Raw genomic sequence first — 21292 nt, forward strand, 5'->3', positions numbered from 1 at the left:
TTGTCGTTGCGGTCCTCGACCAGTTCCAGGATCTGCCCGTGCTTGTTGGCGTTGCGCGGGTTGGCCTCGTCCGCCTTCGGCCGCCCGCGACGGCCCGCCGCGGTGCCCAGGTCATAGGGTGGTCCCGTGGCGACCCTTCTTCTTCTGCGACACGGCCGAACCACGGCGAACGCCGATGGCGGCCTGGCCGGTCGGCAACCGGTCGAGTTGGACGACACCGGGCGCGCCCAGGCCACAGCTGTCGGCGAGCGGTTGCGGGCGGTGCCGCTGGCCGCCGTGGTGACCAGCCCGCTCATCCGCTGCCGGCAGACCCTGGAGTTGGCGCTCCCGCAGGCCGCCCCGGTGGTCGAGGACGGGCTGATCGAGTGCGACTACGGCAGCTGGGAGGGTCAGCCGCTGAAGAAGCTCGCCAAGGAGCCGCTCTGGCCGGTGGTCCAGCAGCACCCCAGCGCGGCGGTCTTCCCGGGCGGCGAGGCGATGGCGGCGATGGCGGCGCGTGCCGTGGCGGCGGTGCGTTCCTGGGACGCCCGGGTCAACGCCGAGCACGGGCCCGAGGCGGTCTGGTTGGCGTGCAGCCACGGCGATGTGATCAAGGCCATCGTGGCGGACGCGCTCGGCGTACACCTGGATGCCTTTCAGCGGATCGTGGCCGACCCGGCGTCGGTGACGGCGATCCGGTTCACGCCGCTGCGTCCGTTTCTGGTGCGGCTCAACGACACCGGTGGCGACCTGGCGGCGCTGGTGCCGCCGCCGGCCAAGCGGCGTCGGCGCGCGAACCGCGTTGCCGACTCGGACGCGGCAGTCGGTGGTGGGGCGGGTGCGTCGCGGTGAGGCGCGTCACGACACCGCCCCCGGCCGGGGCGTCAGCGCACCCCGGAAAGGCCGCCACGCCCGGGTTTAGCCCCTGGTACGCCGGGCGCGCCGCCGCTGTGGCGATTCGCGTCGGTGGGGTGCGCGAGGCCAAGGCGGGCCGGATAGGGTCGTGGGTATGACCCACCAGGTGCACGCCTTCGAACCGCCGGAGCGGTTCGTCGCCGGGACTGTCGGGCCGCCGGGGGAGCGCACGTTCTTCCTGCAGGCCCGCGGCGGCGGCAGGCTGGTCAGCGTCGCGCTGGAGAAGGTCCAGGTGTCCCTGCTCGCCGAGAAGCTTGAGGAGCTGCTCACCGAGGCGCAGCGTCGCTTCGGGGTGGACCTGCCCGAGCTGGCGCCGGTGATCGGCGACAACGAGCCACTGGACACTCCCGTCGACGAGGAGTTCCGGGTCGGGACGCTCGGGCTGGCCTTCGACGTGGACACCGCGACAGTGGTGATCGAGGCGATCGCCGCGGGCGAGGTGGAGCCCGAGGTCGAGCTCGGCGACGAGGACGACGACGACGAGGACGACGACGAGGACGAAGAGCCGGATGAGGACCTGGATCGACTCCGGGTCCGGCTCACCCCGCAGGCGACCCGCCAGTTCATCGAGCGGGCCCGGCGAGTGGTCAACGCGGGCCGGCCACCGTGCCCGCTCTGCGGCCAACCGTTGGACCCCGCCGGGCACCTCTGCCCGCGGCACAACGGTTATCACCGGTGACCTCGTCCGGCCTCCAGCCTCGCCAGGACGGCGACGCCGCGCTGCGGCTGCTGCGTGACGGCGTCCTCGACCTGGAGGGTCGGCTGGTCGACGCGTCGAACACGACGCTGCGCGGCATCCTGACGCTGGACGGGCTGACCGCCCGCTGCGTCTACAAGCCGGTCCGGGGCGAGCGCCCCCTCTGGGACTTTCCCGACGGCACCCTGGCCGGTCGGGAGGTCTCGGCGTACCTGGTCTCCCGGGCCACCGGATGGGACCTGGTGCCGCCCACAGTGCTGCGGGACGGCCCGTTCGGCCCCGGCTCCTGCCAGCTCTGGATCGACGAGCCGGAGGACGCCGAACCACTTGTCGGTTTCCTGCCCGCCGGGGAGTTGCCGCCACGCTGGATCCCGATCGCCGCGGCCCGGGACGACGACGGCGCCGCGTACGCCCTCGCCCATGCCGACGACCCGCGGCTGGCCCGGCTCGCGGTGCTCGACGCGGTGCTCAACAACGCCGACCGTAAGGGCGGTCACGTGCTTGTCGGTGCCGACGACCGGATCTACGGCGTGGACCACGGGGTGAGCTTCCACGTGGAGGACAAGCTGCGCACCGTGCTCTGGGGTTGGGCCGGTAAGCGGCTGCCCGCGGACGCCGTGGAGATGCTCGACGCGCTGGCCGGGCAGGTCGCCGGTGCGCTCGGCGCGGAGTTGGCCGACCATCTGACGATCAGCGAGGTGGCCGAGGCGGCCGCCCGGGTCGACCGGCTGCGCGAGACCGGCTGCTTCCCCCAGCCTCCGGAGGACTGGCCGGCGATGCCCTGGCCGCCCATGTGACCCGCTGTCATCTTGATCACCCGTGGGGTTCTCCGGCGTTGTCTCCGGGCTGGCTAGGCTGATCCCATGGAGTCTTGGGCGGGACACGAGGTGCCACGGCTGCCGGGCAGGGGCGAGCCACTGGCGTTGTACGACTCGGCGCGGCAGGGTGTCCACCCGAGTGAGCCGGCCGACGCGGGGAGCATGTACGTCTGCGGCATCACCCCGTACGACGCCACGCACCTCGGCCACGCCGCCACCATGATCACGTTCGACCTGGTGCAGCGGATGTGGCGCGACGCCGGCCGCCCGGTGCGCTATGTGCAGAACGTCACCGACATCGACGACCCACTGCTGGAGCGGGCCGCCCGCGACGGCGAGGACTGGGTGGTCCTGGCGATGCGCGAGACGGCGCTGTTCCGGGAGGACATGGAGGCGCTGCGGATCATCCCGCCGGCGCACTACGTGGGTGCTGTCGAGTCGATCCCGGACATCGCCGACAAGGTCGAGGTGCTGCTCAAGGACGGTGCCGCGTACCGGCTCGACGACGGCACCGGCGACGTCTACTTCGACATCTCCGCCACACCCCGCTTCGGCTACGAGTCGAACCTGACCCGTGAGCAGATGCTGGAGATCTTCCCCGAGCGCGGCGGCGACCCCGACCGGGCCGGCAAGCGGGACCCACTGGACCCGCTGCTGTGGCGTGGCGCCCGCGAGGGCGAGCCGTCCTGGCCGGGCGGCGAGCTGGGCCCGGGCCGCCCCGGCTGGCACATCGAGTGCGCGGTGATCGCGCTCAACCTGCTCGGCGACCGGATCGACGTGCAGGGCGGCGGCAACGACCTGCTGTTCCCGCACCACGAGGCCTCCGCCGCGCACGCCGAGCGGCTCACCGGCCAGGCGCCGTTCGCCGAGCACTACGTCCACGCCGGCATGATCGGCCTGGACGGCGAGAAGATGTCCAAGTCCCGTGGCAACCTGGTCTTCGTGTCCCGGCTGCGTGCCGACAAGGTCGACCCGATGGCGATCCGGCTGGCGCTGATCTCCGGGCACTACCGCAGCGACCGCACCTGGACCGGCGACCTGCTCACCGCCGCGCACGAGCGCCTGGACCGTTGGCGGCGGGCCGCCGCCGCGCCCGCCGGGCCGTCCGGGGTCGAGCTGCTGGCCGAGGTACGCGCACGCCTGGCCGACGACCTGGACACCCCCGGAGCCCTGGCGGCGGCCGACCGCTGGGCCGAGGCCACCCTCGCCGGCGCCACCGACGACCCCGAAGCGCCCGCTCTCTTCGCGAACACTGTCGACGCCCTCCTGGGCATCCGGCTCTAACTGCCCGGGCGCGCCCTCGATCGGGTCAGGGAATGAACGCCACCTCGGGGAAGGACCGGCTCGGACCGTTCAGTAGGTGGCCGCCCCGGTGCCGCAGGTGCAGGTCGAAGAACGCCAGCGGGTACGCCTGCCCGATGCGGACCGCGCGGGCGGGGTCGAGCGCGCCGACCCAGCCGGCGAGTTCCTCGTCGCTCATCCCGATGAGCCGTGCCAGTTGCGGCACGAGCCACTGGTTGTCGCCGTAGGACGAGTGGATCGCGTCGGCGGCCTGGACGTTGAGTCGCCATCCGCGTAGGTGCGTGAAGAATTCGGCGACGGCGGGCTCCGCGGCCCGGCTGAACTCCGCCGTCATCAGCATGAACGGCCGGCTCAGGTCGGCGGAGGGCAGCGGCTGCGACAGCATCGGGGCGTCCAGGCTCAGCCCCGCCCGGACCCGTCGGTCGGTACCCATGGTCAGGGCCGTCGCGGTGCCGCCCTTCGACCAGCCGAACATGCCGATCCGGCTCAGGTCGAGGGCAGCGCCCAGCCCGGTCGGCAGCGGCGCGTGGTCGACGTCAGGGTTGCCCCCGGCGGCGAGGTCGGCGATCTGATCGAGGACGAATCGGACGTCCCGGGTGTAGGTCCACGGGGTGGAATCGACGTCTTCCTCCTGGACGGTGACTCGGCCGTCGGGGAACTCGCCGAACCCGTCGTACGTGTGGTCCACAGTGACCACCGCGTACCCGTGGCTGGCGAGTTCCTGCACCACGATGGTGGTGTCCGAACGGTGGCTGCCGGCGCCGTGCGAGTACAGCACCACCGGCAACCGCCGGCCCGGGTGCCGCACCGGGGCGCCCTCGTGCCCGGCCGTCAACGGCGCCAGCGCGGCGTGAGGGTCGAAGCCGGCGGATTCCAGCAGCATGCGCATCGAAGCGGCGGTCATCCACGGGGAACGCGGGTAGCGCCGCTCGTTCCGGGCGGGATACCAGACGCTGACCATCAGTTCCCGATACCGCCCCGGCCCGGCCAGCGGTTCCGGCCGCGACCTGTCGACCAGATGCAGCGGCACCACACCCACGCGGTACGGCCCGGTCGGCCGGGGGAGAGTGAGCCGGACCGGGCCCGAATCGGCGATTGCCGCCGTGGCGCGGCCGGCGATGCCCACCGGTACGCCGGCCCCGACCGCCAGCGCGGCTCCGACAAGGCCACGGCGCGTGATCCCCCGTGCACCAACAGGTCTCACGGTTGGCATTGATCCTCCAGTGGGTTGCTCGACGCCGGAACCGGGCCGCCCGACCATCGATATACCCGCAGTATATACACCGAGTGTATAGATGCAACGATGACGGCGTGCTTCGATGTCGGAGAATTCGCAGGGGCCACCCTGGCCCGCCCATCGCCCCGCGATCTTGCAGTTTCTGCCCCAGCGAAAGGCGCAAAACGGGCATAAGTACGACCGAAAGCGCAAGATCGCCGGGCCGGGCCGGGCCGGGCGAGGGGCGAGGGGCGAGGGGCGAGGGCTAGCCCAGGACCAGGCCGGGGTCGGGTTCCGGGTCGGGGGTCGGGCCGGGGATCTTGTACTCCTCGGTGAGGGTGGTCATGGGGCCGGGCCAGGTCGCCTGGGACACCTCGATCGGCTTGCGGTGCGCGTCGTACGCGATGTGCAGCAGGTGTAGCACCGGTGTGTCCGGCCGGATCTGGAGGGTCTCGGCCTCCTCCCGGCTCGGTTGGCGGGCGCTGATCGTGTCGGTGGCCGAGACGTACCGCCGTCCGGTGGCTTCCTCGGCCTCCTGGTAGAGCGGCCGGCCGAACGCCTCGGTGCGCTCCAGCGAGGTGCCGGCGGTGTCGCGGGGCAGGAACCAGGAGGCGCCCACCTCGACGGGGGAGTCTTCGGTGCGGACGAGGTGCCGCCGGCAGAGCAGGTTGGTGCCGTCGGACACGCCGAAGGCGTCGGCCACCTCGGCGGGGGCGGGGGCGTGCCCCACGGAGACGAGCTGTTGACGGTATCGGGCGGCCAAGTCGGTGTGGTAACCGCGGAAGCCGCCGTACCGGCCTCGGGAGAGGCGGTTGAGCCGGCGGCGGGTGCCCCGGACGTACGTACCGGAGCCGGGTTTGGTGATCAGGATGCCCTCGACCCGCAGCTGGTCCACGGCGCGTTGCACCGTCTGCTTGGCGACGCCGAACATCTCGGCGATGGCCGGGATGGACGGCAGCCGCTCGCCCGGCCCCCAGTCGCCGCGGCGGACCTGGGCCTTGAGCTGCGCGGCGATCTGTCGGTGCGGGAACTCGGCGGCCCCGGGATTGATCTGCACACCCGCCTCCTTGATCACATCTAGGTTCCTAGGATGCCCTAGCGGGTGTGACGGCGCCACCCCGGACACGCGAAAACGGGCCCCCGGACCAGAAAAGGTCCGAAGGCCCGCAGCCGAAACAGTGCTACCAGGAGCCGGCGGTGGGGCCGGCCGAACCGCCCCTGCGGCGCAGGTACTTCTCGAACTCCTGAGCGATCTCGTCACCGGTCAACGGGGTGATCCCCTCGTCGCCGACCCGTTCTTCCAGCTCGCGGACGTACTCGCCAAGCTCGGCGTCCTGCTCGGCGGCGCTGCGCACCCGCTGCTCCCACTCGGCGGACTCCTCGGCCAGGTCGGCCATCGGCACCGGCAGGTCGACGACCTCCTCGACCCGGTGCAGCAGGGCGAGGGTGGCCTTCGGGCAGGGCGGGTTGTTGGCGTAGTGCGGCACGTGCACCCAGAACGAGACGGCGTCCACCTCGGCGCGGGTGCAGGCGTCGTGCAGCACGCCGACGATGCCGGTCGGCCCGTCGTACCGGGTGGGGGTGAGCTGGTAGCGCTCGGCAGCCTGCGCGTCGGAGGCGCTGCCGCTGATCGGCAGCGGCCGGGTGTACGGCACGTCGGCCAGCAACGCGCCGAGCAGCACCACCCGTTCCACCTCCAGGCTGTGGCAGATCTCCAGCACCTGCTCGCAGAACGTCCGCCAGCGCATGCTGGGCTCGATGCCGCGGATCAGCACCACGTCGCGGTCGGTGCCCTCTGGGCTGGCCACCATGAACCGGGTCGTCGGCCACTCCACCCGCCGGGTCTCCCCGTCGGCCATGGTGATGGTGGGCCGGCTGACCTGAAAGTCGTAGAAGTCCTCCGGATCCAGCTCGGCGATCTGCCGGGCGTTCCAGACCTGCTCCAGGTGCTCGACCGCGGCGGTGGACGCGTCGGCGGCGTCATTCCAGCCCTCGAACGCGGCGATCGCCACCGGGGACCGCAGCACCGGCAGTCCGTCGAACTCGGTCACGCCGTCACCTCACCCTGCTCGTCGCGGCTGACGCCGGGACCGCGCCCGGTCGTCATACCGTGTGGCACGGCGGCGTCCCTGTTGTCCTTCACGTCCGTCAGCCTACGTGCAGGGCGAGGGTGCGGCCCGTCGGCCGCGCCGGTCGGCCGCTCCGGCAGCAGGTCATACCCGAACGAACCAGACAGGGTGATCCCCGTGACACAATAGGGGATCGCTCGAGGATGGTCGTGGAGTCCGGCCGAATCGCACTAACCTGAACGGGTGCGGACTTCATTGATGGATGTGCTGGCTGAGCGGATTCTCATCGCCGACGGCGCGATGGGCACGATGCTTCAGGCCGCGGACCTCACGCTCGACGACTTCGACGGGCTGGAGGGGTGCAACGAGATCCTCAACGTCACCCGCCCGGACGTGGTGCGCGGGGTGCACGACGCCTACCTGGCCGTCGGTGCCGACTGCGTGGAGACCAACACCTTCGGGGCCAACCTCGCCAACCTCGCCGAGTACGACATCCCGCACCGCATCCGCGAGTTGTCCGAGGCGGGCGCCCGGATCGCCCGGGAGGCCGCCGACGCGGCCAGCACCCCGCAGCGGCCCCGGTTCGTGCTCGGCTCGATCGGGCCGGGCACCAAGCTGCCCACCCTCGGGCACGCCGCCTACTCGACCCTGCGCGACGCCTACCAGGAGAACGCCGCGGGTCTGATCGTTGGCGGCGCGGACGCGCTGATCATCGAGACCTGCCAGGACCTGCTCCAGGTCAAGGCGGCAGTGGTCGGGTCGAAGCGGGCGATGGCCGAGCTGGGCCAGTCGGTGCCGATCATCTGTCACGTGGCGGTGGAGACCACCGGCACCATGCTGGTCGGCAGCGAGATCGGGGCGGCCCTCGCCGCGATCGAGCCGCTCGGCGTGGACCTGATCGGGCTCAACTGCTCGACCGGCCCGGCCGAGATGAGCGAACACCTGCGCTACCTGTCGCAGCACTCCCGCATCCCGCTGTCGGTGATGCCGAACGCCGGCCTACCGGTGCTGACCGCCGACGGGGCGTACTTCCCGCTGACTCCCGTGGAGCTGGGCGAGGCCCTGGAGCGGTTCATCACCGAGTACGGCGTGGGTCTGATCGGCGGGTGCTGCGGCACCACCCCGGAGCACATCCGGGTGCTGTCCGAGCGGCTGCACGGCGTCACCGCCCCGGCCCGCGAGCCCCGCCACGAGGCGGGCGTCTCCTCGGTCTACCACCCGGTGCCCTTCGCCCAGGACGCGTCGGTGCTGATGGTTGGGGAGCGGACCAACGCCAACGGCTCGAAGGCGTTCCGGGACGCGATGCTCGCCGGCGACTGGCGGGCCTGTGTGGAGATCGCCCGCAGTCAGGCGCGCGACGGCTCGCACCTGCTCGACCTGTGCGTGGACTACGTCGGCCGCGACGGCACGCAGGACATGCGGGAGTTGGCCGGCCGGTTCGCCACCGCGTCGACGCTGCCGATCATGCTGGACTCCACCGAACCAAACGTGGTGGAGGCCGGCTTGGAGATGCTCGGCGGTCGCTGCGTGGTCAACTCGGTGAACTTCGAGGACGGTGATGGCCCCGAGTCCCGGTACGCGCGGGTGATGCCGATCGTCCGTGAGCACGGCGCGGCGGTGGTGGCGCTGCTCATCGACGAGGAGGGCCAGGCCCGTACCCAGGAGTGGAAGGTCCGGGTCGCGGCACGGTTGATCGACGACCTGACCGGCCGCTGGGGCGTGGACCGCTCCGACATTTTGATCGACGCGCTGACCTTCCCGATCGCCACCGGCCAGGAGGAGACCCGCCGCGACGGCATCGAGACGATCGAGGCGATCCGGGAGATCTCCCGCCGCTACCCGGGTGTCAACTTCACCCTGGGCATCTCGAACATCTCGTTCGGGCTCAACCCGGCGGCCCGGCAGGTGCTCAACTCGGTGTTCCTGCACGAGTGTGTGCAGGCCGGCCTGTCCTCGGCGATCGTGCACGCCAGCAAGATCCTGCCGATGTCGAAGATCCCCGACGAGCAGCGCGACGTCGCCCTGGACCTGGTGTACGACCGGCGTCGCGAGGGGTACGACCCGGTACAGCGTTTCCTGGAGCTCTTCGAGGGCGTCGACGTGACCAGCGCCCGAGCCAGCAGGGCACAGGAGTTGGCCGCGCTGCCGTTGGACGAGCGCCTCAAGCGGCGGATCATCGACGGTGAGCGCAACGGCCTGGAGGCCGACCTGGACGAGGCGATGGCCGGCGGCCGGTCCCCACTGTCGATCATCAACGACATCTTGCTGGACGGCATGAAGGTGGTCGGTGAGCTGTTCGGCTCCGGCCAGATGCAGTTGCCGTTCGTGCTCCAGTCGGCCGAGGTGATGAAGACCGCGGTGGCCTACCTGGAGCCGCACATGGAGACCCTCGAGGACGGCGGCAAGGGCCGCATCGTGCTCGCCACGGTGCGCGGCGACGTGCACGACATCGGTAAGAACCTTGTCGACATCATCCTGTCCAACAACGGCTACGAGGTGGTGAACATCGGCATCAAGCAGCCGATCAGCGCCATCCTGGACGCCGCCGAGCAGCACCGCGCCGACGCGATCGGCATGTCCGGGCTGCTGGTCAAGAGCACTGTCATCATGAAGGAGAACCTGGCCGAGATGGCCACCCGCGGGGTCGCGGAGCGCTGGCCGGTCCTGCTGGGCGGCGCGGCGCTGACCCGCGCGTACGTCGAGGACGACCTCCGGTCGACGTTCCCCGGGCAGGTGCACTACGCGCGGGACGCGTTCGAGGGCCTGTCCCTGATGGACCGGGTGATGACCGCCAAGCGCGGCGGCGCCCCGGTGATCGACCCGGAGCGGGAGGCCGCGCTCGCGGCCCGGCGGGCGCGCCGGGAACGGCAGCGCTCGATGGTCACCACGTCGCTGCCGGAGCTGCACGACTCGTCGGTCCGCTCCGACGTGGCCGCCGACGTGTCGGTGCCCACCCCGCCGTTCTTCGGCACCCGGGTCGTCAAGGGCGTGCCGATGGCCGACTACGCGGCGCTGCTCGACGAGCGGGCCACCTTCTCCGGGCAGTGGGGGCTGCGCGGCGTCCGGGGCGGCAGCGGACCCTCCTACGAGGAGCTGGTCGAGACCGAGGGCCGACCGCGGCTGCGGTACTGGCTGGACCGGCTGATCGCCGACCAGGTCCTTGAGGCAGCCGTGGTGTACGGCTACTTCCCCGCGTACTCCGAAGGCAATGACCTTGTGGTGCTCGACGAGAACGGGCACGCGGAGCGCGCCCGGTTCTCCTTCCCCCGGCAGCGGCAGGAGCGGCGGCTCTGCCTGGCGGACTTCTTCAGGCCTCAGGGCGACCAGCTCGATGTGGTCGCGTTGCAACTGGTCACCGTCGGCCAGCCGGTCAGCGAGTACGCGGCGAAGCTGTTCGCCCGCAACGAGTACCGCGACTACCTGGAGGTGCACGGCCTCTCCGTGCAGCTCACCGAGGCGCTCGCCGAATACTGGCACCAGCGCATCCGTGCCGAGATGACCCTGCCCGACGGCCGTCCGCTCGGGCACGACGACCCGGCGGACCTGGCCGGCATCCTGCACAACGACTACCGGGGCTGCCGGTACGCGTTCGGTTACCCGGCCTGCCCCGATCTGGAGGACCGGGCGAAGATCATGGATCTGCTCGGCGCGGACCGGATCGGGGTCGAGCTGTCCGAGGAGTTCCAGCTCATGCCGGAGCAGGCCACCGACGCGATCGTGGTCCACCACCCGGAGGCCAACTACTTCAACGCCAAGTAACGGGCGCAGGTGCCCTGACCTGCACCTGAGGCCGTCCGGAAGGCCGCTTAGCCGTGATCATGCCGTCTCCAGGCCGTCAACGGCTTCCGGGCCGTCCTTGGCGGCCTGGTTCTCGCCGAACGCGGTGTCGATGGCGCGCCGCGTTCGGTCCTCACTGGTCGGTCGGAGATGCGTGTCTTCTTGTCGGGGAATGACTGCGACTTCTCTCTGCCGTCCGGAGCGAGGTACCGGACGCGGTAGCGCGTCCCTTGCCCGCGCTTCGGCTGCGGTTCTTGCCGTGGCCGTGATGCCGCTGGGTCCTGGCTCGGTCGGCTGCCGGAGGGCATGGCGACTTGCAGCGCTGGTTCGCCGTCGGGACATAGGCTCCCGGCGTGACCGTCTACGACATCGCCGCGCGGCTGCCTTCCATCGACGTGTTGCGCGAGCGCTGCAAAGCCCTGGCGATGCTCGATGCGATCGTCGGGGGCGACTACTACGCCTACGACCGCGAATGGGGCGAGGACGAGGCGGCGTCGATGCGCAACGGCAGCGGCGAGGAGTACGACATCGTCTTCGCCGCCAACGGCGTATTCGTCCGGGGTATCTACCATGAGTCGTCGATGTTCAGCCACACCGACGGGCGGCTGTGGCCGGGCCTCATCGACGGACTGCCTGAGCAGTTCCAGAAGCAGGTGTACGAGCCTGCGTTCTGCCGGCAGGACGGCACTCTTGACGCCACCTTCGTCCTCTGGCGGCGCACCAACGACGAGCGGTGGCATGCCGGCAACGACATCGACTTCTCACCTGCGGACGACGATGAGGTCGACCCAGACGGCTCATGGCTGCTCGACATCCTCTGCGACGACATCGTCTCGGAGTACATCGAGCACGCCAAGGATGTCTTCGAAATCGACTTGGATCGCGCTGCGGTTGAACACGTCGTTGCGCTCCGTCCACTGACCGACGCAGCCGTAAGCGCGCTCAATCCGGAAGTCGAACTGGCCGACCTGCGCGAGAAGGCAAATGAGTACGGCTACCCGACCACGGCGGCATAGGCCCCTGGGTCAACCCGGACGAACCTGCCGCGATTGCGGTCCTGTCACCGTAGTGGTTGCAGGCGGAGCCGGGTGTAAGGCCGACCGTGCACTACTTCGGTCCGGAGGATCTGGCCTGGCAGGATCTTGAGCTTGGGTACGGCGACTGGCTGGAGGCGATGCTCGCCGGTGCCGTGACTCAGTTCTATCAGGGCTTGCGGTGGCCGGGGTGGGAAACTGAGGTGGCCAGTGTTGCTCTGGATCAGGGGATCAGCGCGTTGCTGCCGCCGTGGACCATGGAGGGCAAGAGTCTTTCGGCAGTGTCTCGCAAGCCGATTCGGCTTGCTGAACTCGTTTCGGCTCATCAGGATGCGGCCCGTCAGCTCGGCCTCCTATAGAACGCCGCCTGCCTCTCCGCTCGACGTTCGGACGTGGTGTCATGGTGGCGTTCCTCAGCACCCGGAGTCCTCGGCAGCTGGCGCGGCGTTCAACCCGCACGGTGCGGATGCCGTGGTGGGTGAGGGCTGGCGGGGCGGGCAACTCGGGGACGGCACCCCGAGTCGGACGACATCGACGCCGAGGCGGTGCATCTGCACGGCTTCCGCGTGACCGACCCGTCCGGCGAGGTGCAGGCCGCGCGTGAAGCTGGATACGCGAAGGCACTACGGGCTATGGGCCCGCCGCGGACGTTCCGGATGGGACCGGACGGGACAATGCACGAGGTCAGCCTCGACAGCTCTTGGTTCGCCCGGGGGACCTCCGCGATGAGCTGGTCGCCGTCGTGGATGCGGAACGCTGTGTCGGCGCCTTCGACGGTGTGGGTTTGTGCCGACGTGGATGCGTTGACCGGCGGCTCGCCCCGCCATGGGGCAAGTCACCGCCGTTCGTGGTGGGGATGCGGCGCGGAAGATGAAGTGCTGCCCCGAGGAAGGGAGCCGTCGGGGGCCCATCGGTAGCGGCCGAGCCGAGACAAGCAACCTGACTCCCAAGCTGACAGCAGTTCTACGCCCACAGCCACAGGGCTAGCGCCACGAGTGCTCGTGACCGCCGAGTCGGCCGAGCGTCACGTTCTCATCGCGGCTTTGCAGCAACACGAGGAGTCGGTTTCCCATGAGTAGGTGCTCGTACGAGACCTGGGCGATGGTGTCGGCCATGGTCCGGGCCCAGTGCGGGTCGGCTTTGAACGTCTCGTCGAACTGGCGGATGGCCAGAGCCCAGCCCGTGACGCCGGTGAAGTCGATGTAGCGCAGGGCGTCACAGAAGGCGTCCAGGTTCTGGACCGACCAGCCGCAGTACCGCATCGTCACCTGGGAGAGGAGCTCTCCGAGCAGGCCCGTTCCGTTGCCACCGCGAGCCTGAGCGACGCCGTATCCGAGACTCATCAGCTCGCTCACGACGCGGTCGAGTTGCTTCTCATCCTGGAAGCCGGAGACTGCGCCGTCCTGAAGCAGCTCGTAGTCCCACTGCCGTTCGGTCTCCGCAGGGGTGAAGGACGCCATGGCAGGGACCCTAGCGACTTGCCGGGTGACTGACCGAGTGGGTTATGCGGCCAGGGCGCGTGGGGCAGAGGCTGGTTGTCGCAGCCAGGGGGCTGTGATCGAGAGATTTCGATCTGGTTCAGCCTGTGAATCGCGAGGCTGGATGTCGCGGTTCTCGCGCCGGTCGGCGTCCAATGAGGACTGCGAGATGAGAAACGGAGCGGGCCGGTGGCGCGAAACCGATCGGTTTCGTTCCGATCGTGGACGAGGCCGTGAAGTGCTGCCTACTTCCACTCGCCTTCCCACGTGTACAAGTCAGCGGTCGTGGCGTACTCGCGCAGCGCCGCGATCTTTCCATCCCGTACGGTGGCGATCGTCAAGCCCTCGAAGGACCGATCCTCGTTCTCCTCGCGGTAGTCGAAGCGCCACTCAGCCACGGTCGTGTCACCAGAGGTGAACTCGTTCGTGATGACCCAGTTCAGAACACGGCTGCCCCGGCCAAACCACATGTCCGCCCACTCTCGGATGCGCTCCTGCCCGTGGTAAACGGGTCCGTAGCTTTCGGTCACGACGGCATCAGGTGTGACCGTCGCGGCGATGCTCTCCGTGTCGTTGCTGTTCCAGGCGTTGATGTAGACGGTGAGGGCGCTCATGCCCCCAACCCTACTGGCGTTGGACAGAAGAAGACCGTGACGGCGTTCAATGACCGGTGTCCGGTATTGGTGCGCAGGCGATTGGTTTCTACCCAACCGTAGCCGCGTCGACGAGAGTGTGAATCGGGAGGCAAATGTCGTGGTTCCCGCGCAACTTAGTGCTTGAAACCGTAGATTCTTCAGGGTTATGCGGCCAGGGCGTGCGGCAGGCTGATTGTCGCAGCCGGCGGGTTGCTGGGGGTTCTGCTCTTTCTGTTCGTGTCGCTCGATCCGGGCCATCAGGTCTTCGAGGTCGGCCGGGCTGAATCTCCATCTGAAGCGCTTAGCGGAAAAGCTCAAGCCCCGCCGGCGCGTCGATCGCTATCACCGGGTCGGCCACACGCCAGCGCTCACATCAGTAGTTGCTGGAAGCGGCGCGCCGCGGCAGACCGGACAGCGGGTCAAGATCATGTCGTTCCGGGACCAGAGTCACCGTTCACTTGTGCCGGTGCGTCTTCCGGTGGCTCAAGGCGGGCCGCATCCCATACCAGCGGTTGTCCATCCCACCTCAGGAGATGACACGCTGTGCGGATGCGACAGGTCACCGTGCTCGGCAGTTCCGGTGCCTTTCCCGAACCAGGCCGTGCCTGTAGCGGCTTCGCGGTGGACTGGGACGGCTTCCGCGTGGTGCTTGACCTGGGCTACGCCACGTTGCCGCGGTTTCTCAGGCACTGGCCCGATGGTGCGGTGGACGCTGTCGTCATCACCCACGAGCACCCGGATCACTGCGTCGACCTGCACGGTCTGTTCAGGATGCGGTTCTACGGCCAACCTGGGGGACCACGGCTGCCGTTGTTCTGCCCACCCGGCGTGCTCGACCGGCTCAGCGGCTTGGAACCCGACGTCGACCTGCACGCGGTATTCGACCTGCACCCCCTGCCCGGCAGCTACCGGGTCGGGCCGTTCGACCTTAGCGGGCTGTCTCTACCGCACTTCGTGCCCAACGCCGGCATTCGGCTTCAGGCCGACGGGATTGCCCTGGCCTATTCCGGGGACACCGGGCCGACTCCCGCGTTGGCCGAGCTGGGTCGTGGCGCCGACCTGTTCATCGTCGAGGCGACGGACCACGACGGCGAGACCAGCCGTCCCACCCGTAACCTCATGACCTCCAGCGAAGCCGGTCTGTGGGCTCGCCGGGCGGGTGCCCGCCGCCTGATGCTCACCCACTTCTGGCCGGGCAATGATCGGGCAGCTGCGGTGGCCGCCGCACAGGTGGAGTTCGACGGTGCCGTACTGGCGGCTGAGGAAGGGTTCACCCTGATGCTGGGGACGCCAGATAGCTGACTGCCCCTCACTCGACGAACGTGCCGTCCGGATTCATGATCTCGTCACGCACCAGCGGTACGAATGCCGACCAGATCCCGTGATCCACGGCGACCGACATGCGGATGCGCCCGTCGCCGTCATCAAGGGCGTAGCTCACCACGTTGTACCGCGTACCGTCCGCGCCGAGAACGGTGTTCAGGTCCTTGTCGCCGAGCATCGCCCGCCAGGCGCCGTAGTCGACGCGTTGCCATTCGGCAAGGCGTTCCTCGGCAAGCCTCGCCGCCAACTCGTTCCGCAGTCCCACTCACTCAGCCTTCCAGCCCCCCGTGGATGACGGCTGGTGGGGGCCGTCCCGCGGCAGACAGCCCGTTCTTCATGTCGAGAACGGCCGGGTGGCTCCGTCCTCGGGGAGGATGCGGTCACCGTGACCGCACCAGAGCAGGGAGATTCAGCATGGCGATCCAGCGGATGGACAACGTCCTCATCGTTGTCGAGGACCTCGACGCGGTCATCGCGTTCTTCGTCGAACTCGGCATGGAACTGGAGGGGCGAGGGCCGGTCGAGGGGCGGTGGGTGGAGCGCGTCATCGGGATCGACGACGTCCGGCAGGAGGTCGCGATGCTGCGGACCCCGGACGGCCACGGCAAGGTCGAGCTGGCGATGTTCCACCGACCGACGGCGATCGGCGGGGAACCGAAGAACGCGCCGGCGAACACGCTGGGCATTCGACGGATCATGTTCGCCGTCGACGACATCGAGGACGTGATCACCCGGCTGCGCGGCCACGGCGCCGAACTCGTGGGGGAGTTGGAGCAGTACGAGGACGTCTACCGGCTCTGCTACGTCCGCGGCCCGGAGGGCATCCTCGTCGGACTGGCCGAACAGCTCACCTGAGACTCGACGCCGCCGACTACGGATCCGGCTCGCGGCCCATCACCGCCGCGTCTCCGGCATTGCCACGTGCATTCCGAAAATACGGATTTGATCAGCCGGTCCGTCAGGTCGGCCGGAGGCTTGCCTACTGGCCGGCCCATCCGTCGCATTCGGTGTGATCCCACCTTGTGGTCGCATTTAGAAACGGACCTGGCCTGTCCATCATTCGAGATCGACCCCTCGTAAGTCCTGGGTGGACTGTGTCTGAACAAGCCACTGAAGCGATCTTCGGAGCGTTCGGATTCGTTCCGCACGACCCGGCCCGTCACCTAGCGGACGCCCCTTGAACAAACTTTGTGGGAAGCTTGAATCTGCTGGTGGGGGCAGGTGCGAACAGTGGGGGCTCATGGTCGCGCAATTCAGGCTGCTGGGCGATGTCGAGGCCTTCATCGACGGCAATGCGATTGACCTGGGGCATGTCCGTCAGCGATGCGTGCTGGCAGTTCTGCTGGTCGAGGCAAACAAGGTCGTTCACGTCGACCAGTTGCTCGACAGGGTGTGGGTGGACCGGCCGCCGCAACGCGCACACGGTGCGCTCTACAGCTACCTCTCCCGGTTACGGCGCTGTCTGAGGAGCGCCGACGACGTCGCCATCGTCAGGCAACAGGGCGGTTACCTGCTCAAGGTCGATCCCCTGATGGTGGATCTGCACCGTTTCCAGGAGTTGGTCTCCCGCGTCCGGCTCGCCGTGGACGACGACGACGCGCTGCGGCAGTTCGACGAGGCGATCGGGCTGTGGCGCGGTGACCCGTTCGCGCGCCTGGACACCCCCTGGTTCAACACCCTGCGTACCGCTCTGCGTCAGACGCGGCTGGCCGCCGAGCGCGACCGTACCGACATCGCCCTGCGTCGCGGTCAGCATTCGGCGTTGTTGTCCGAGCTGTCGCGTGAACTGGCCGAACAGCCATTGGACGAGCGTCTCGCCGGCCAGCTCATGCTGGCGCTGTCCCGCTCCGGTCGACAGGCGGAAGCCCTCGACCAGTACCACCAGATCCGGCAACGCCTGGCCGACGTCTTGGGCATCGACCCGGGGCGTGACCTGCAGGAGCTGTTTCTCCGGATCCTCCACGGCGATCGTGAGTTCGCCGCCTCGGCCGTGGTGCGGGCACCTACTGAGCCGGCCACGGCTCACCCGCCCCGACAACTGCCACCGCCGCCGGCGCACTTCGCTGGTCGGGCTCGTGAGCTGGCGGCGCTGACCCATGCCGTGGACCGCCAGCCCGAAAGCGGGCCCGCCGTCATGACTGTCGCGGGGATGGGTGGGATCGGTAAGACCTGGCTCACGTTGCGGTGGGCCCACGACAACCTAGACCGGTTTCCCGACGGACAGTTGGCTGTCAACCTGCGCGGCTTCGAGCCCACCGCGGAGGCGCTGCCACCGGCGGTAGCGCTACGCGGCTTCCTCGACGCCCTCGGTGTGCCGCCCGATGCGGTGCCGCTGGATCTGGACGCGCAGGTCGGGTTGTACCGCAGCATCGTCGCCGGTCGGCGAATGCTGATCGTGCTCGACAACGCCCGCGACGCCGAGCAGGTCCGTCCGTTGCTGCCCGGTGTCGCGGGCTGCGTGGTGGTGGTGACCAGCCGACAGCAGTTGTCCGGCTTGGTGGCGGTCGAGGGCGCCCACCCGGTCACGCTCGACCTCCTCAGCACCGCTGACGCCCGGGAGCTGCTGGCACGTCGGCTCAGCGGCGACCGGGTGGAGTCCGAACCGCAGCCGGTGGACGACATCGTCGAGCGGTGTTCCGGGTTGCCGCTGGCGCTGGCGATCGTGGCGGCCCGCGCGGCGACCCGGCCCGGGTTCCCGCTCGCCGCGCTCGGCCGGGAATTGGCCGATCTGCAGGGCGGCCTTGACGGCTTCTCAGGCAGCGGGGACCCGGCCACCGACCTACGGTCGGTGTTCTCCTGGTCGTACCGCGCGCTCGGCGAGCCGGCGGCGCGGCTGTTCCGCCTGCTCGGGCTGCACCCCGGGCCGGACACCTCGGTACGGGCCGCCGCCAGCCTCGCCGCCGTGCCGGAACGGCAGGTACGTGGCATCCTCGCTGAACTGACCCGGGCGCAGCTTCTGGTGGAGTGGGTGCCGGGCAGGTACACCTGCCACGACCTGCTGCGGGCGTACGCGGCCGAACTGGTTGAGTCGGAGCCTGCGGAGACGCGCCGCGACGCCCTGCACCGGATCGTGGAGCACTACCTCCACAGCGCTCAGTGCGCCGACCGGCGGCTGTCCCCGCTGCGGAATCCGAGCGAGCCACAGCCAGTCCAGGCGGGCGTTCAGCCGGAGGAGCCAGCGGACAACGCCCAGGCGTTGACCTGGTTCACCGAGGAGTACGCCGTGCTGAGGCAGGTGGTCGAGCTGGCCGCCAGGGACGGGCTTGACCGGTACGTCTGGCAGCTCGCCGGGGCACTGACCACCTTTCTGGGTCGCCGGGGGCACTGGGAGGACCTCATCGCCGTGCAGAACCGCGCGTTGGCTGTCGCCGAGCGCAATGGTGACCGGGCCGCGCAGGCGCAGGCGCACCAGGACATCGTTCCCGCCTACTCGGAGACCGGCCGGCTCGAATTGGCCCGGGCTCACCTGGAACGCGCACTGACGTTGCTGGACGAACTCGCCGACCGGGTCGGCCAGGCACACGCGCTGTTGACATTGAGCTGGGTCAGCGACAAGGAAGGCGATCAGGCGGCAGCGTTGCGCCATGACCAACGCGCGCTGAAGCTGTTCCGCGACAACGGGCATCAGGCAGGTGCGGCTCGCGCTCTCAACGCGCTCGGTTGGGATCACGCGATGCTCGGGGAGTACCAGGAGACGGTCCGCTACTGCCAGCAGGCTGTCGTCCTGCAACGTCAGCTTGGGGACCGTACCGGTGAGGCGAACAGTTGGGACACGCTCGGCTACGCCCATCACCATCTCGGTCGCTACCAGCGGGCGGCCCGCTGTTACCGCCGGGCGCTGGAACTCAACCGGGAACTGGGCCACCGCTACAACGAGGCGGAGGCCCTACGGCACCTTGGTGACACCCAGCAGGCCCTCGGCCACCCGGAGGCCGCCAACCTCTGCTGGCTGCGCGCCCTGGAGATCCTCACGGCGATCGGGCATCCGGAGGTCGAACAGGTCCGCGACAAGCTCGCCGCGAGTCAGGGCGTGCTTGCAGATGCTCGCCCGCGGTCGGCTGGCTTCGTGAGGCCGCCAGCCGACCCGACCGCGCTGACCAAACCTCGCTGAGCAGAGAGCCACCCAGGGCGGTTCGCAGCCTCAGTGGTGGACACGATTCCAGGTCAATCCACGCGAACAGCTTCTCTTCGTTGCTCGGCCAAGAGCTCGGTCGGTATGCCGGCCCCGGCTGGCAGCCGGTCGGAGGTAACGGTCGCGGAAACCTCTCCGTCGGCGAGCACCACGATCCGGTCGGCGGCTCGAACCGTCGAATTCCGGTGCGCGATCATCAGTACGGTGCATGAACGCGAGATGTTTCGCACCAACTCCGCCAACCCCGCCTCGTTGGCCGCGTCCAGATGCGCGGTCGGCTCATCGAGCAGCAGCAACCGAGGTCGGGGCAGCAACGCGCGAGCGATCGACACCCGCTGGCGTTCCCCACCGGAGAGCATGCTTCCGTGCTCGCCCACCTGGGTGTCGAGCCCGTCAGGCAGTCGGTCCACCACTTCGTCGAGATTGGTCACCCGGAGCACCTCGGCGAGTTCGTCATCGTCCGCACCCGGGCAGGCGTACGTGAGATTGTCACGGAGGGTGCCGGCGAGCAGCGGGCACTCCTGCTGGACGTACCCGACCATCGACCGCAGTTCGTCGACCGGCATCGACGCGATGTCCCGACCGTCAAGCAGGATCGTTCCCCGGGACGCCTCGTAGAAGCGTTCGACCAGGGCGAAGATGGTGGTCTTGCCCGCACCGGACGTACCAACGAGAGCCACACTGGTATGCCGCGCGACGTCGAACGACACACCCCGCAGCACCTCCCGCCCCGGACCGTAGGAGAAGTGGACATCGCGCAGTTCCAGGGCCGGCGTCTCCCGCCAGGCAATCGAAGTGGGCGGCCCGTTCCCGTCGTCGGCGCCGTCCCGCTCGTCGTCGGCGGTCTGCTCGAGGTCGAGCGCCATGGTCTCGTGGATGCGTTGCAGAGCGGCCATCCCCTTCTGCACGGCGCTTCCCCCGGCGAAGACGGCGACCAACGGCACGAGCAGGAACGACACGTACAGGAGGAAGGCCACGAACTGGCCGATGTCCAGGTGGCCGGAGGCGACTCGGGCACCACCGAGACCGAGTACGAGGAGGAATGAGCCGTTGGCGCTCAGGGACACGGCCGGAACGATCATCGCGTCCAGCCGAGCCACCCGGATGCCCGCGTCATACGCCTCCCTGGCTCGTCCACCGATCCGTTCGGCCTCCCGATCCTCGGCCCTGGCGGCGCGAACCGTCCGCATCGCCGCCAGGGCCCGCTCGAGATCGGCGAGGAGCAGACCGATCCGCCCTTGTGCATGTTCCGACCAGCGCCTGATCCCGATCATCACGAACGCGAGAATCGACCCGCCCAGGGCCACCGACGCGACCGCGAAGACGAACAGGAACCAGTCGAGCCAGAGCATCAGCGCGACCGCACCCGCCAGTGACGCCACGCCGATGACCGCGTTGACGATCCCGTTGGCCACCACTGCCCGTAGCAGGGTGGTATCGGTGCCGACCCGGGACAGGAGGTCTCCGGTGCGGAGTTGGTCGTACTCCCGCATCGGCAGCCGCAGCAGCCGGTCGGTCAGACCGATTCGCAGCCGTAGCACCAGCGCCTCGCCGCCGCGTTGCAACAGGAAACTCTGCACACCAGAGATCGCCGCGGCGGCGAGGAAGAGGAGGACCAACCAGATCGCGAGTGACGCGACCGGTTGGCCGAGCAGCATCGCGTTGATCGTGCGCATGGCCAGCAGCGGCTGGACCAGGGCGAGACCGGCGGACACGATGCCGAGGACGGCCGCCACCAGCAGTACCGGTCGTTGTGGGCGGAGCAGGCCGAGCAGCTCACGCAACGGCACCGCGACGGGACCTGTCGGAGGCACCGGGCCGGCCTCCAGAGGGTGACGGCGGATATCGGTACGCATGGTGGGACTCCCTGGGTTCTGACGAATGGACAGGGCGGGCGCGGGCGGCACGTCCGGGACC

The 21292-nt window shown here is 69.3% G+C and carries 17 protein-coding genes; 10 read left to right on the plus strand and 7 right to left on the minus strand.

The features are described from left to right. Nucleotides 1-126 precede the first annotated feature (126 nt). From AB0C20_RS14160 to mshC, 4 genes are all read left to right on the plus strand, one after another. Nucleotides 127-831 (plus strand): MSMEG_4193 family putative phosphomutase, encoded by a 705-nt coding sequence (locus tag AB0C20_RS14160; RefSeq protein WP_238682281.1) that lies wholly within the window; start codon nt 127-129, stop codon nt 829-831. Between the two features lie 157 nt (nt 832-988). Next, nucleotides 989-1573 (plus strand): DUF3090 domain-containing protein, encoded by a 585-nt coding sequence (locus AB0C20_RS14165; RefSeq protein ID WP_357186688.1) that lies wholly within the window; start codon nt 989-991, stop codon nt 1571-1573. Beyond that, complete coding sequence (locus AB0C20_RS14170; RefSeq protein ID WP_357568122.1) at nt 1570-2388, plus strand: SCO1664 family protein; 819 nt, start codon at nt 1570-1572, stop codon at nt 2386-2388. Before AB0C20_RS14165 ends, AB0C20_RS14170 begins: the two co-directional genes overlap by 4 nt. Before the next feature lie 66 nt (nt 2389-2454). Beyond that, a complete protein-coding gene (mshC, locus tag AB0C20_RS14175) occupies nt 2455-3693 on the plus strand; it encodes a cysteine--1-D-myo-inosityl 2-amino-2-deoxy-alpha-D-glucopyranoside ligase (RefSeq protein ID WP_357568123.1) in 1239 nt (412 codons plus the stop codon). A gap of 25 nt (nt 3694-3718) precedes the next feature. Here the strand turns inward: mshC and AB0C20_RS14180 are convergent, their stop codons facing one another. From AB0C20_RS14180 to AB0C20_RS14190, 3 genes are all read right to left on the minus strand, one after another. Further along, on the minus strand, nt 3719-4924 hold the full coding sequence (locus AB0C20_RS14180; RefSeq protein WP_357568124.1) for an acetylhydrolase: 1206 nt from the start codon (nt 4922-4924) through the stop codon (nt 3719-3721). A 268-nt stretch (nt 4925-5192) separates the two neighbouring features. Next, nucleotides 5193-5984, minus strand: coding sequence for a GntR family transcriptional regulator (locus AB0C20_RS14185; protein ID WP_357186681.1), 792 nt, complete (start codon nt 5982-5984; stop codon nt 5193-5195). Nucleotides 5985-6108: 124 nt separating this feature from the next. Continuing rightward, nucleotides 6109-6978 carry a PAC2 family protein gene (locus tag AB0C20_RS14190; protein WP_030332815.1) on the minus strand — a complete coding sequence of 290 codons (870 nt, stop codon included), beginning with the start codon at nt 6976-6978 and terminating at the stop codon, nt 6109-6111. A 261-nt stretch (nt 6979-7239) separates the two neighbouring features. On the opposite strand from AB0C20_RS14190, the gene metH reads away from it, so the two are divergent. From metH to AB0C20_RS14205, 3 genes are all read left to right on the plus strand, one after another. Continuing rightward, nucleotides 7240-10755, plus strand: a complete 3516-nt coding sequence (metH, locus tag AB0C20_RS14195) for a methionine synthase (RefSeq protein ID WP_357186677.1) — start codon at nt 7240-7242, stop codon at nt 10753-10755. A gap of 371 nt (nt 10756-11126) precedes the next feature. Further along, on the plus strand, nt 11127-11789 hold the full coding sequence (locus tag AB0C20_RS14200; protein ID WP_357186674.1) for a hypothetical protein: 663 nt from the start codon (nt 11127-11129) through the stop codon (nt 11787-11789). Nucleotides 11790-11875: 86 nt separating this feature from the next. Further along, on the plus strand, nt 11876-12166 hold the full coding sequence (locus tag AB0C20_RS14205; protein WP_357186671.1) for a DUF2625 family protein: 291 nt from the start codon (nt 11876-11878) through the stop codon (nt 12164-12166). A 624-nt stretch (nt 12167-12790) separates the two neighbouring features. On the opposite strand, the gene AB0C20_RS14210 is transcribed toward AB0C20_RS14205, so the two are convergent. Both AB0C20_RS14210 and AB0C20_RS14215 read right to left on the minus strand, forming a co-directional pair. Next, nucleotides 12791-13267: a hypothetical protein gene (locus AB0C20_RS14210; RefSeq protein WP_357186668.1), complete on the minus strand. Its 477-nt coding sequence runs from the start codon at nt 13265-13267 to the stop codon at nt 12791-12793. 263 nt (nt 13268-13530) lie between these two features. After that, nucleotides 13531-13899, minus strand: coding sequence for a nuclear transport factor 2 family protein (locus AB0C20_RS14215; protein ID WP_357568125.1), 369 nt, complete (start codon nt 13897-13899; stop codon nt 13531-13533). Between the two features lie 570 nt (nt 13900-14469). Here AB0C20_RS14215 and AB0C20_RS14220 point away from each other — a divergent pair. Then, nucleotides 14470-15222: an MBL fold metallo-hydrolase gene (locus AB0C20_RS14220; RefSeq protein WP_357186663.1), complete on the plus strand. Its 753-nt coding sequence runs from the start codon at nt 14470-14472 to the stop codon at nt 15220-15222. A 7-nt stretch (nt 15223-15229) separates the two neighbouring features. Here the strand turns inward: AB0C20_RS14220 and AB0C20_RS14225 are convergent, their stop codons facing one another. Beyond that, nucleotides 15230-15508, minus strand: a complete 279-nt coding sequence (locus AB0C20_RS14225; RefSeq protein ID WP_357186660.1) for a hypothetical protein — start codon at nt 15506-15508, stop codon at nt 15230-15232. 149 nt (nt 15509-15657) lie between these two features. Between AB0C20_RS14225 and AB0C20_RS14230 the strand changes: the two genes are divergently transcribed. Together AB0C20_RS14230 and AB0C20_RS14235 are read left to right on the plus strand one after the other, a co-directional pair. Further along, nucleotides 15658-16098: a VOC family protein gene (locus AB0C20_RS14230; RefSeq protein WP_357568126.1), complete on the plus strand. Its 441-nt coding sequence runs from the start codon at nt 15658-15660 to the stop codon at nt 16096-16098. 385 nt (nt 16099-16483) lie between these two features. Continuing rightward, nucleotides 16484-19354 (plus strand): BTAD domain-containing putative transcriptional regulator, encoded by a 2871-nt coding sequence (locus AB0C20_RS14235; protein WP_357568127.1) that lies wholly within the window; start codon nt 16484-16486, stop codon nt 19352-19354. A 53-nt stretch (nt 19355-19407) separates the two neighbouring features. On the opposite strand, the gene AB0C20_RS14240 is transcribed toward AB0C20_RS14235, so the two are convergent. After that, entirely contained in the window at nt 19408-21231 is a 1824-nt protein-coding gene (locus AB0C20_RS14240; protein ID WP_357568128.1) for an ABC transporter ATP-binding protein, read from the minus strand. Between the last annotated feature and the right edge of the window lie 61 nt (nt 21232-21292).

This window comes from Micromonospora sp. NPDC048843, assembly GCF_040649965.1.
Lineage (GTDB): Bacteria > Actinomycetota > Actinomycetes > Mycobacteriales > Micromonosporaceae > Micromonospora > Micromonospora hortensis.

Bases quoted from the DNA above. Each gene is read 5' to 3' on its own strand.
- AB0C20_RS14240 (WP_357568128.1), bottom strand. From the start codon at position 21,231: ATGCGTACCGATATCCGCCGTCACCCTCTGGAGGCCGGCCCGGTGCCT.
- AB0C20_RS14235 (WP_357568127.1), top strand. From the start codon at position 16,484: ATGGTCGCGCAATTCAGGCTGCTGGGCGATGTCGAGGCCTTCATCGAC.
- AB0C20_RS14215 (WP_357568125.1), bottom strand. From the start codon at position 13,899: ATGAGCGCCCTCACCGTCTACATCAACGCCTGGAACAGCAACGACACG.
- AB0C20_RS14165 (WP_357186688.1), top strand. From the start codon at position 989: ATGACCCACCAGGTGCACGCCTTCGAACCGCCGGAGCGGTTCGTCGCC.
- AB0C20_RS14210 (WP_357186668.1), bottom strand. From the start codon at position 13,267: ATGGCGTCCTTCACCCCTGCGGAGACCGAACGGCAGTGGGACTACGAG.
- mshC (WP_357568123.1), top strand. From the start codon at position 2,455: ATGGAGTCTTGGGCGGGACACGAGGTGCCACGGCTGCCGGGCAGGGGC.
- AB0C20_RS14180 (WP_357568124.1), bottom strand. From the start codon at position 4,924: ATGCCAACCGTGAGACCTGTTGGTGCACGGGGGATCACGCGCCGTGGC.
- AB0C20_RS14230 (WP_357568126.1), top strand. From the start codon at position 15,658: ATGGCGATCCAGCGGATGGACAACGTCCTCATCGTTGTCGAGGACCTC.
- AB0C20_RS14220 (WP_357186663.1), top strand. From the start codon at position 14,470: ATGCGACAGGTCACCGTGCTCGGCAGTTCCGGTGCCTTTCCCGAACCA.